This is a genomic window from Streptomyces sp. WELS2, from assembly GCF_013870595.1.
Classification (GTDB): Bacteria; Actinomycetota; Actinomycetes; order Streptomycetales; family Streptomycetaceae; genus Streptomyces.
Map to the genome: position 1 here is coordinate 1 of NZ_JACBWZ010000150.1, position 10,781 is coordinate 10,781.

Genomic DNA, 10,781 nt, shown 5'->3' on the forward strand with positions numbered 1-10,781 from the left:
GCTCACTGTACATGGGAGCGCTCCCACAATCGTCGGTCAGCGTTATGCGCAGTATCGAAGGTCATCCAGCCAGGTGGAGGCGCATTGCCCACTGTGGCACCCGCTTTGAGGCCGGTCTCTCGCCGGGCGGCGCCATATGGAGTGATCGGTCCTATACGTGCGTTGAGGGAGAGTGCGATGAGCATGCGAAGAGCCCTTCGGGCCTTCGGCGTTGCCGGAGTGCTTATGGCAGGTTCGGTGGCCGGATTAGGCGTCCCGGCCTCGGCGGTCGCCTCGCCGGCGGCCGGTCAGTCCGCCGCAGGCGGCAGGGCATCGGCCGTCGCCGCGGCGCCGGCACTGCACGTGTCGGGCAACCGCCTGGTGACCGGGTCCGGTTCCACGTTCCGCCCACTGGGCGTCAACCGGTCCGGCGGGGAGTTCGGCTGTGTCCAGGGCAAGGAGATATTCGACGGGCCGACGGACCAGGCGGCCGTCGACGCGATGAAGGCATGGAAGATCAACACTGTCCGGATCCCGCTGAACGAGGAGTGCTGGCTGGGCACCGGGAACTTACCTCCCACGGCGCCCAGCGCGGCGGCGTACCAGCAGGCGGTCAAGACCTACGCTGACCTCCTGGTGGCCAACGGCATCAACGTGATCCTCGACCTGCACTGGACCTGGGGCGAGTACACCGGCCCCGGCGGAGGCTGCCCGGACGTCGCGGCCACCTGTCAGAAGCCGATGCCGGACGCGCGCTACGCCCCCACGTTCTGGTCCGAGGTGGCCACGATGTTCAAGGGGAACGGAGCGGTCATCTTCGACCTGTTCAACGAGCCGTACCCGGACGCGGCCAACAACTGGTCCGACGCCACGGCCGCTTGGACCTGTCTGCGTGACGGCGGCACCTGCGCCGGGATCACCTACCCGGTCGCCGGCATGCAGATCCTCGTCAACGCGGTACGCGCCACCGGTGCCACCAACGTGATCATGTCGGGCGGTCTGGAGTGGACGAACAACCTGAGTCGGTGGCTGGAATTCGAGCCGGCCGACCCCACCGGCAATCTGATGGCCTCATGGCACTCCTACAACTTCAACGGCTGCGTGACCACGTCGTGCTGGGACAGCAACATCGGAGCGGTCGCCGCCCAGGTGCCGGTCCAGGCCGGCGAGATCGGTCAGAACACCTGCGCCCATGACTACATCGACCAGGTGATGGCCTGGGCGGACGCCAACAAGGTCGGGTACACGGCCTGGACCTGGAACCCTTGGGGTTGCAGCGGTGGCAGTGTGCTCATCGAGGACTGGAACGGCACACCGACCAGCACCTACGGTGAGGGGTTCAAGGCGCACCTGCTCAGCCAGACCCCCGGTGATCCCGGCGGTGACACCACTGCGCCCACCGCTCCGGGGACTCCCACCGCCTCCGAGGTGACGGCCACCTCCGCGACCTTGAGCTGGGCGGCCTCCACGGACAACGTGGGTGTCACCGGCTACGACGTCGTCCGTGTCACCGGCGGCACCGAGACACAGGTGGCCGGCTCGGCGTCCAACCGGGCCACGGTCACAGGCCTGTCCGCCAACACGGCCTACACATTCGCCGTTTACGCCAAGGACGCGGCCGGCAACCGCTCCACCCGCTCGGCCACCGTTACCGTCACCACCACCGGCACCCCGGCGGGCACCTGCTCCGTCGGCTACCGCTTGGTGGGAGACTGGGGAAGCGGCTTCCAGGGCGAGATCACCATCCGCAACACCGGCACCGCAGCCGTCAGCAACTGGAAGCTCGGCTTCACCTTCACCGACGGCCAGACCATCAACAACATGTGGGGCGGAACCCCCACCCAGACAGGCGGCTTTGTGAGCGTAATCCCCGCCTCCTACACCGACGCCATCACCGCCGGCGGCTCCGTCACGCTCGGTTTCATCGCCAACAGGGGCGCCACGAACACTGCCCCGACCACCTTCACCCTCAGCGGCAGGACCTGCACCACAACCTGACCACAGCCGCTGCCCCGCAACCCGCATCAGCGGCGCCCCCGCAGTCGCCCCACCGCAACCACATCACCCCCTCCGTCGACGGGATCCCCGCCGCACACCCGGAAGTCGACTGGGCACAGCTGCGCGCCGTGGAGAAAGGCCGGCGCTCCCCGCTCGCCGCGCCGGCGAAGCAGGCCGCCCCCGCCTGACCTGTACCGCTGTCCGATGACGCCGCCCCTCCCCGGTGAGGTGGGTGGGGCGGCGTCGGTGCGCCAGCTGCCAGCGCAAGACCCACAGGTACGGCAGTGGCGGATGCCCCTTGTGCCGGGCTGTCCGGGGCCCCGCGTGGTGCGCTCCGCTGTTACTGTCGCCCACGACCGGCGAGCATCTGCTGGCAAGCCAGGGCGGTTGCCACGTCGGCGGCCGCGACACCGACCACGACGAGCCCCGGCTCCCTGACCTGCATCTCGTTGACCGGGGTTGCGTACAGCACCACGCCGCGCCCCCGAGGGTTCCGCCAGCCCGATGGCCGGGTGCGCCCGACCCGACGGCCTGTCTCAGCCCGGAGGGCCAGGCAACAACTGAGGGACCCTCCCCGCGAGCGCGGGGAGGGTCCCGACCGCCTGTACGCCCGGAACCGTGAACTCTGCACAAGTCATTTCGTTTGGTGTGATCTTGCGGCACGCTGTCGCATGTCGAGCGAGTTGGTCGAGCGGATGGTGCCGGACGGGTTGTGGGAGCTGTTTCAGCGGGTGGTGCCGCCGGCTCCGGTACGTCCGCAGGGTGGCGGTCGTAGGGGCGTAGACGGCACGGTGACGGGGAGGTCCTGGCGGCGATCGTGTTCGTCGCCACGAGGCTGGTGTGTGGGCCAGGCTGCATCGCTCGATCCTCGACGAACTCGGCAGTCAGGGTGAGCAGGACTGGTCGCGGTGCGCCACCGACTCGGTGAGCGTCCGGGCGGGGCCCCCTCGACATGCGCTCGGACTGAGCATCATGCAAAACTTGTGGTAGAGGCATGACAGCGGCAAAGGGTTTCCCTGCTGTGACGATCCTCTGATCGACCCGCAAGAGGTCCCTGGCACACCAATACTCAGCGGAACGCTGCTTGCAGCACAGGAGAGTTATCATGCCAGGAATCAAGCCGACCCAGGTCACATTCCTCAATCACGGCCAACAGACGGGCGAATATCTGTTGACCGACTCACATTTTGACTCTTTCGACGATGAGTCATACTTCACCCACGGCAACCCGACCGAGGCTCAGATCGAGGGACCCGTCGATGCACAGGTCACGTTCTTCGATGACCAACAATTCAAGTTCGACGAGAACGTACTCCTTGTCTCACTGAAGCGCGCAGGAACAGCCGATAACCCTGTCACCGTGGACGTGGCCCAGCAACGTCTCGGACCAGACAATCACGACAATGGTATCTACAAGGGAGAGCAAGACGACTTCGGATGGGTTCTCTACAAGCACGCGAAAGGCGATTGGGCAGAGCAGGTGCTTGACGTCGCAGGAACCTTCGCCAACATCGTTGCAGGCATTGAGGACAAGATTCCCGGCGCCGGCCAGTGGCAGGACTACGTCAGGATCGGCACGACCCTGATCCAACAACTCCAGGGGCTCAATACTCCCGGCAGTTCAGATAACAGCCAAGTCGACAACATCTCCAGCGTGTTGTTCGGCACCAGCAACTAACATCCTGCCAGTCTGTCGCCACAGAGGGTGGTCGCGGCGTGGTCCGAACGGCGACGCCCGCTCCTCGGCCTGCAGCGGGTCCGCCAATGCTGCCGCAAGGTGGCCATACATGCACAGCCCGACGACGCCGGGGCAACGCCGCCAGTGACGGCAACCGCGACTGCCCACCGGATGCGCCGAACGTCGCCACTATGGCCGTTCTGTGAAGGAAGTCAACGGCATGACCACCCGAATGCAGGTGCCCTCTCACGAGACACGTCTCGCCCTCGTCATGAACGGCGGGGTCAGCCTAGCCGTGTGGATGGGGGGCGTCACCCACGAACTGGATATCCTCCGTCGGGCATCCAGCGGCGAGTCTGTAGATTCGGTTGACCAGCGCGAACGAGAAGTCTTCGAAATTTGGAAGCAGTTGGCTCGGAAAGCCGGGACCAAAGTAGTGATCGATATCGTGTCCGGCACGTCCGCAGGTGGTATCAATGGGCTAATGCTCGCCACCACCATTGCGCGGGGAGGACCGCTGCCCTCGCTTCGCAGCCTGTGGAGGGAGTCGGCCGCGCTGGAAAAACTGCTGCAGCCACCGTCCCGGACAAGCGTACTCAACGGAGGGACCTTCGAAAACCAAGTACAAGATGCGGTGCAGCGTATAGGGGGAAGCGTCGACGGTAGCAAGCACCCAGTTACCCTGTTCGTCACAGCTACCGCTCTGGATGGACGCAGCCGCTCGTACCAGGACGGTTTCGGCACGCAGTTTCAGGTCCGCGACCATCGGCGTCTCTATCGCTTTCAGATGGACAAACATGTCGTGTACCACAAGCGGGACTCCGGCGAATGGGAATTCCAGGAGAGCATACTTTCTCATTTCGGAGACAATCACCTCCCCGCGCTCGTGCAGGCGGCACGTGCTACCGCAGGCTACCCAGTAGCCTTCCCGCCGGTGTCCGAATACCCTCTGATGCCGTACCGTATTCAGCCGGAGCCAGAACTCGACTTCCCCGCAAGTTGTGTGATTGACGGCGGTGTTCTCAACAACGCGCCGTTCGGTCCGGTCCTTGAAACCATCACCGGGCGGGAAGTCGACAACCCCGTCAGGCGCGTCGTCATCTATGTGGTCCCCTCGGTGGGACGGTTGGCCGAGGAGAGCACAAAAGACCAGTCGTGCGAGGGGATCCAGTGGGACTCGGCGGCTGTCAACGCGATCCGGTATCCGCAGGAGGTGAACCTGCGCTCCGGCACGGAGGACCTCGACGCTCGCCTGGGAGCGAGTGTCCGTGACCGACAATTGGAGCTGTACCAACGGCTGCACGAGGGCGCAAAAAAGGAGAAAGGAAACGGTAAGGGAGAACTCTTCGAGCATCTGCACGAGGCGGCGGGCAAGCTCATCAACGAATACCGCCGCAACCGGACCGCCGCGCTCCTGTATGACATACGCAAACGAATTAGTGAGGGTATTCCGACCAGCTCCCTCGTCGTGACAAGCGAATGGGACAGTGTCCGTATAGATAACATCCTGGGTGCGCGGGGCCGCCACCTCGACCCCAAGTGGCGGCACCCGAGCTGGATTCCGCGCTACAACGAGCCAATCGATTTCGATCTAGCCAAGGAATGGCACTGGGGGATCATTGCCGCAGAGCGTGTCATCCAGTGCCTCAGCGGGCACCTTCTTGAACTGCTCGATACACCCGACGCGAAGGACGAGGCCGTCGAACATGCTCTGGTCGGGGGCGGCCGGAAGGTGAGCGACTGTCTGCGCAGAGTGCTGGCCATGGTGAATTCCCTGCATTCCGAGGTCCGGATTAACGCCGATAAGAACGACCTGGCCGAAGAGGGCATTGCGCGTCTTTACGAGACGGTTTTCACCCGGCTAGGGCTCCCCGCTAGACTGCAGGAACTCGTCAACACGGCGAGCAATTCCTATACGAATGCACTGGTCGAGGCGGGGTTCAACAACAGCTGGACCACAGAGGATGTCGTTACAGCCTGCCTGACCGTTGAAGTCTTGACCCGAGCGTATGCGCCGCCGTCGAAGGTCGTGGAAAAGTTGCCGCCGAAATTCGAATTCATGCGGCTGGGCCCGGACACGATGAGCCCGCTGTTCCGCGAGGACCAATTCGACGGCTTCGGGGACCGTAAGCTCTACGGGTTCCGATTGTCCCACTTCGGCGCGTTCGTCGACGAGAACTGGAGACAGTCGGATTTCACCTGGGGCCGCCTGGACGCCGCCCATCACCTGCTGTACCTGCTCGGTGGCACGAGCGAGCAGGAACGCAGGCAAGAGGAGGAACTGCTCCACCGGGCCATCCTCGTGGCGGAGGCGCCGACCGATGGCGAACGACCGACGGAGAGCCGCGCCCGAACTTGGATGGAGCAGCACCTCGAACACCTCAAGAAGCCGGACGGACAGCTACTAAAAGAGCAGCTCGACACTCCTGCAGGCAATCACACCCTGAGAGAGGTCGGGAACGCGGTCTTGACGCTTCTAAGCAATGCCGGAGACCCCGATGATCCTGGTATCCCCAGCAGACCAACGCCAGGCTGGCTCAAAATCTGGCGGCGCACCGTGGAATACGGACGGTCCACCTTCGCCCGGCCACAGGACCTGCGAGGAAAGGATGCCAAGCTTTGGCAGCGTCGTCAGCAGACTTGGGTGCGCCGGGTACCGACGTACTACATTCGCCGCGCGGCGTGGAAGGCATACGACGACGACCTGAGAAAGGTACCCCGGGCAGTGATCACCGCCGCCAAACGGACAGCCGCCGCAGGTATCTTCGCTGCGTTTGCAGCAGGTGCGGCAGCGGGCCGGATCCGCCTGGCCACTCGCACGATGGCACAGGTCAAGGTGTGGCTTCGCTGGGTTACCACTGGAAAACGCTGACACCCGCGCGGAACCCTCACACTCGACGTTTCATCGCGGTCACCCTGAAACGCCGAAGGCAGTAACAACACCGATGATCCCGCAACGCGCAACAGAGCCCGACTGCCTTCACGCTGTCGGGCCCCGTCATCAGTGCCGGCAGGAGAGCGCACCCGATTCTGCGGAACGGGCAAGGTGTTTGACGCCGCGTTGTGCTGACTGACGTCCAGTGAGGGCGGAACGAGCCGATGCTGTTGGACCGAACGCCCAAGAGCGACGGTCGGTGGCGCGATCAACGTCGGAGCAGCGGCTGAGAACGCCCGTAAGGGCGGCCGCTTCTGCTTCGTTCACGCTCTGGCCGCCGCTCCATGACCGGAACACGACCGGGCCCCGGCGATCCACGCCGGGGCCCGGTTCCGGGTGCCGCGGGTTCAGCGGTCCGTCACTCGCCGCCACCGTAGGAACGGCGCACGGCGTCGGCGGCCTTGTCGGTCTGCGCGTCGTACTTGTCCCCTGTACGCTCGTCGACCATCCGCTCGGCGCTGTCGACACCCTTGTCGGCCTGGTCCGGATGGGCCTTCGCCATCTCCTTGGCCTTGTTCGCCATGTCTCCCAGCTTGCCCATGAGGCACCTCCCGGCGCTACGTGTGTGTCGTACCGGGCGGGGAGTACCCGTGGTGTCCAGTTCGAAGCGTGCGTGGCGGATCCGCCGTCATGCCGGGGTGAGGGCGGGCCCCCGGGCGGAACGTCGGCCGTCGCTCCGCGCCCGGTTCCGGGCGCTGCTGTGTTCCGGGCCCGCGGCGTGCCGCCGCCCCGAGGTCACTTCAGGTAGGGGCCATGACCGCTGATCTGGCCGGGACCGCCTGGCACGTACGCCCGGAAGTCCCCCCTTGCCCCGGGCCGCGACCGACAGGGTGCCGTTCGTGACGGTCTTCGCGTCCCCACGCCTTCGGGGCCTCCAGCGGGAGCAGGTGACCCGGTCGCGGATTTGGGGGGCACCAAGTCGTGCCCCCCGGTCGGCGCCGTCACCAGGGCCGCGGTGGTCCGCGCCTTCTCGGACAGGGCGTGGCGGTCAAGGCGTGGCCGAGGGCGTGCTGCAGCGTCTCGGGCGAGTCGTAGGCGCGGGGGCGGACCGGTAGTGCCCAGCGCCGTCTTCGCCGAGACGCCCGCCAGGGAACACATGATCCGCGTCGTCAACTGCGGCCACCCGCCTCCGTCCTCGTCCACCGCGGCGAGGTGGCCGAACGGGACCGAGGGCGCTCGGCGCCGCCCCTGGACCTCGGCATGGTGCTCGGGGAGACGTACCACGCCGACGCCTCCCCGTTGTGCCCAGCGACCAGCTGCTGCACACGGACGGCACCATCGAAACGCGCGACGCCGAGGGGGCCTTCAATCCCTGCCGCGGCGGCTGCGTGCCTGGTGCGCCCTGCCGCCGGAAGAGCTGCCGGAGCGGCTCCGCCACGACCTGCTCGCCTACAGCGGCGACCGGCCGCAGGACGACATCGCGGCGCTCGCCGTCCGCTTCACCGCCGGAAAGCCGCCACCGGCGAAAGCACGGATGAGCAGCGGCCGGCACGAGCCCTGGCGCCCGGGTCAGAACGCCGTGTGCGCGAACCAACGGTCCAGGAGCCCGGTGTCCCCCGCCACCTCGAAGACCGGTTCCCGGTGGGACCGGCGGCCGTAGAGCAGCAGCAGGAGGTCCGCGGCCGGAGCCCGGACGGCCGCGGAGTCCGCCGCCCCGGGGTGGGTCCCGCCGCCCGCCACCGGCCGGAAGCCGTCCGGCTCCAGCCGCACCCGCCACTCCTCGCCGACCGCGCCACCGACGTCCGTGCACCCGAACGCGAGGACCTCGCCGTCGCCGCGCAGTTCGCTCACCCCCGGCGCGAAGAGACCCGCGTACGGCAGGTTGACCAGGAACTCGTCGACACCGTCCGCGGCCAGCTCCGGGTCGACATCGGCGTCGCGGCCGACGGCACGCTCCGCGTCCACCCGGTGCACCAGCGTCTCGAACAGCATCCTGCGGGCCCAGAACCGGGCGTGCGGGTCGGCGCCCCAGGTCCACATCGCCGCGCCAGGATCGGTGTCCCGCAACACAGCGGCCACCGCGGGCATGCCCGCCGTCAGCCAGTCGGCGTAGTCCCGCACGTCCTCGGGAAGCCCCAGCTCGACCTCCCGATCGCGGGGAACCTCCTGCACCCGCCGGGACAGCAGGACGCAGAACCAGCGCTGCAGCGCTCCCACATGCCGGGTGAGATCGGCCAGGGTCCAGCCGGGGCAGGACGGTACGGCGCCGGCCGGGTCGGCGTCCCGCACCGCGTCGGCGAAGCGGCGGGTCTCCCGCCCGATCGCCTCACGGTAGGTGTCGTACGGCAGGGGGTGCCCCGCCCGGTTCGTCGTCGTCATCTGCAGCCGCCGTTCTGTGCCGTGCATTCGATCTCGCAGTCAGTGTGGCTGCTTGAGCGCACTCGAAGGTGAATCGGCCCCGGCGGTCGACAGGCGGGACCTCCCGAAGAGGGCCGGCTGGTCCGCGGTCCACGGGGCGTACACCGCCGTTTCGACGTCACCGCGACGTGCGGCGCGTTCGCTCGCCCGTGTTCTCGTACAGAGCCGTGGTGTGGAGCCACAACATGTACAGCGACCCCACACCAACGACCAGCTCCACAGTAGTCCCGAGGACTCCCAGTACCTGTTCGGCGTTCGCTCCACCGCCCACCAGCCGGGCCGGGGCCGTCGACGTCGCGCCCTACACCACCGCCTCCGTCGACGCGATCCGGTGCGACCCAGGCGAGGCCAAGACCGACGCCCGCGACGCGGCCGTCATCGCGGACGCCGCCCGCACCATGCCCCACACCCTGCGCAGCCTCAACCTGACCGACGAGGTCACCGCGGAGCTGACCGTGCCGGTCGGCTCCGACCAGGACCTCGCCGGTGAGGCCAACCGAACCGGCAACCGCATCCGCGGCCTGCTCACCCAGTTCCACCCCAGCCTCGAACGCGTCCTCGGCCCCCGCCTGGACCACCCGGCCATCACCTGCCTCTTTGAGCGCCACGGATCCCCACAGACACTCCGCAAGGCAGGCCGCCGCAAGCTCGTCGAGGTCGTCCGCCCGAGGGCACCGCGCATGGCCGAGCGGCTCGTCGACGACATCTTCACCGCGCTCGGCCAGCAGACCGTCGTCGTCCCCGGCACCAACACCCTGGACGTGATCGTCCCGTCGCCGGCGAAGTCGCCGGCCGCCGTCCATGAACAACGCCGGGCCCCGGAGACCAGGATCGAGGCACTGCTGGAGGCCCACCCTCTTTCCCAGGTCCTGACCTCGATACCCGGCATCGGAGTCAGGACCGCCGCCATCCTCCTGGCCACCGTCGGCGACGGCAGCTCGTTCCCGAGCGCCGCCCACCCGGCCTCCTACGCCGGCCTCGCCCCGGCGACCCGGCAGTCGGGGACCTCCATCCATGGCGAGCACGCTCCCAGAGGCGGGAACCGGCAGCTCAAACGCGCGATGTTCCTCTCCGCCTTCGCCGCCCTGCGCGATCCCGCCTCCCGCGGCCACTACGCCCGCTGCCGAGCCCGCGGCAAAACCCACACCCAGTCCCTCCTCCGCCTCGCCCGCCACCGCGTCAGCGTCCTGTTCACCATGCTCCGCGACGGAGCCTTCCACGAACCCAGAACCCAACGCCTTGCTTGACGAAGGACATAGACCTCACCGAACGGGTACCGCCCCGGGCGGGCGGAGGGCCAGCAGGGAGGGTACGGTCTCCGGCGCGGCGAGCCGCAGCAGTCCGTAGCCGATGCCGGCGACCCCGGTCATCAGCGAGGGGCTGTGCACCCCGCTCGGCATGCCGCACACCCAGCCCCGCGCCTCCAGCGCATCCAGGGTCACGGCGGCCTGCCGCAGTGCCGTGTCCGCCGCCGCCCCGCCCGCCAGGAGCAGCGGGTCCAGGTTGCCCAGGTCACCGTGGCAGAGGGAGAAGTTGTGCCCGAAGCCGTCGCGGGCCACCGTGGCCAGGGCCACCGCGCGTTCCTGGCGCAGCCGGGCGTCGTCCAGCTCCGCGCACAGCTCCACGCGGGCCAGGGCGATGCCCGCCGCCCCGTGGCACCAGAGCACGGGGTGGGACGCGGCGGCGCCGGGCGAGCCGTCGGCGCGTACGTCGCGCCAGTTGGCGGCCTCCGCGTCGAAGAGGGTCCGCTCGTACTCCAGCGCCTCCCGGGCGAGGGCGGCCAGCCGCTCGTCACCGAGCAGGCTCCCGGCCCTGGTGAGCGCCCAGGCGATG

The 10,781-nt window shown here is 67.7% G+C and carries 7 protein-coding genes and 2 pseudogenes; 5 read left to right on the plus strand and 4 right to left on the minus strand.

The window, feature by feature from the left end; genetic code table 11:
* Positions 1–225: 225 nt before the first annotated feature.
* Positions 226–1,977, plus strand: coding sequence for a cellulase family glycosylhydrolase (locus H5J33_RS12250; protein WP_258565028.1), 1,752 nt, complete (start codon positions 226–228; stop codon positions 1,975–1,977).
* A gap of 340 nt (positions 1,978–2,317) precedes the next feature.
* Here the strand turns inward: H5J33_RS12250 and H5J33_RS38665 are convergent, their stop codons facing one another.
* Entirely contained in the window at positions 2,318–2,422 is a 105-nt protein-coding gene (locus H5J33_RS38665) for a DUF6207 family protein (protein ID WP_399552812.1), read from the minus strand.
* A gap of 226 nt (positions 2,423–2,648) precedes the next feature.
* Here H5J33_RS38665 and H5J33_RS12255 point away from each other — a divergent pair.
* From H5J33_RS12255 to H5J33_RS12265, 3 genes and pseudogenes are all read left to right on the plus strand, one after another.
* A pseudogene (locus tag H5J33_RS12255) lies at positions 2,649–2,916 on the plus strand (IS5/IS1182 family transposase); the annotation flags it as partial.
* Between the two features lie 166 nt (positions 2,917–3,082).
* On the plus strand, positions 3,083–3,655 hold the full coding sequence (locus H5J33_RS12260) for a hypothetical protein (protein ID WP_181794933.1): 573 nt from the start codon (positions 3,083–3,085) through the stop codon (positions 3,653–3,655).
* A gap of 202 nt (positions 3,656–3,857) precedes the next feature.
* The gene (locus tag H5J33_RS12265) at positions 3,858–6,527 is read left to right on the plus strand and encodes a DUF3376 domain-containing protein (protein ID WP_181794934.1); all 2,670 of its coding nucleotides are present in this window, start codon (positions 3,858–3,860) and stop codon (positions 6,525–6,527) included.
* A 421-nt stretch (positions 6,528–6,948) separates the two neighbouring features.
* Here H5J33_RS12265 and H5J33_RS12270 read toward each other — a convergent pair whose 3' ends face one another.
* Positions 6,949–7,131: an antitoxin gene (locus tag H5J33_RS12270; protein ID WP_181794935.1), complete on the minus strand. Its 183-nt coding sequence runs from the start codon at positions 7,129–7,131 to the stop codon at positions 6,949–6,951.
* Between the two features lie 968 nt (positions 7,132–8,099).
* Positions 8,100–8,909, minus strand: coding sequence for a maleylpyruvate isomerase family mycothiol-dependent enzyme (locus H5J33_RS12275; protein WP_258565029.1), 810 nt, complete (start codon positions 8,907–8,909; stop codon positions 8,100–8,102).
* 377 nt (positions 8,910–9,286) lie between these two features.
* Here H5J33_RS12275 and H5J33_RS12280 point away from each other — a divergent pair.
* Positions 9,287–10,195, plus strand: a pseudogene (locus tag H5J33_RS12280) (IS110 family transposase); the annotation flags it as partial.
* A 15-nt stretch (positions 10,196–10,210) separates the two neighbouring features.
* Here the strand turns inward: H5J33_RS12280 and H5J33_RS12285 are convergent.
* A partial coding sequence (locus tag H5J33_RS12285) for a lanthionine synthetase LanC family protein (RefSeq protein WP_309485386.1) occupies positions 10,211–10,781 on the minus strand: 571 nt, incomplete at its 5' end.

What these genes read in the sequence shown, in the direction of transcription:
- H5J33_RS12250 (WP_258565028.1), top strand. Translation starts at nt 226, where the DNA reads ATGGCAGGTTCGGTGGCCGGATTAGGCGTCCCGGCCTCGGCGGTCGCC.
- H5J33_RS38665 (WP_399552812.1), bottom strand. Translation starts at nt 2,422, where the DNA reads ATGCAGGTCAGGGAGCCGGGGCTCGTCGTGGTCGGTGTCGCGGCCGCC.
- H5J33_RS12260 (WP_181794933.1), top strand. Translation starts at nt 3,083, where the DNA reads ATGCCAGGAATCAAGCCGACCCAGGTCACATTCCTCAATCACGGCCAA.
- H5J33_RS12270 (WP_181794935.1), bottom strand. Translation starts at nt 7,131, where the DNA reads ATGGGCAAGCTGGGAGACATGGCGAACAAGGCCAAGGAGATGGCGAAG.
- H5J33_RS12275 (WP_258565029.1), bottom strand. Translation starts at nt 8,909, where the DNA reads ATGACGACGACGAACCGGGCGGGGCACCCCCTGCCGTACGACACCTAC.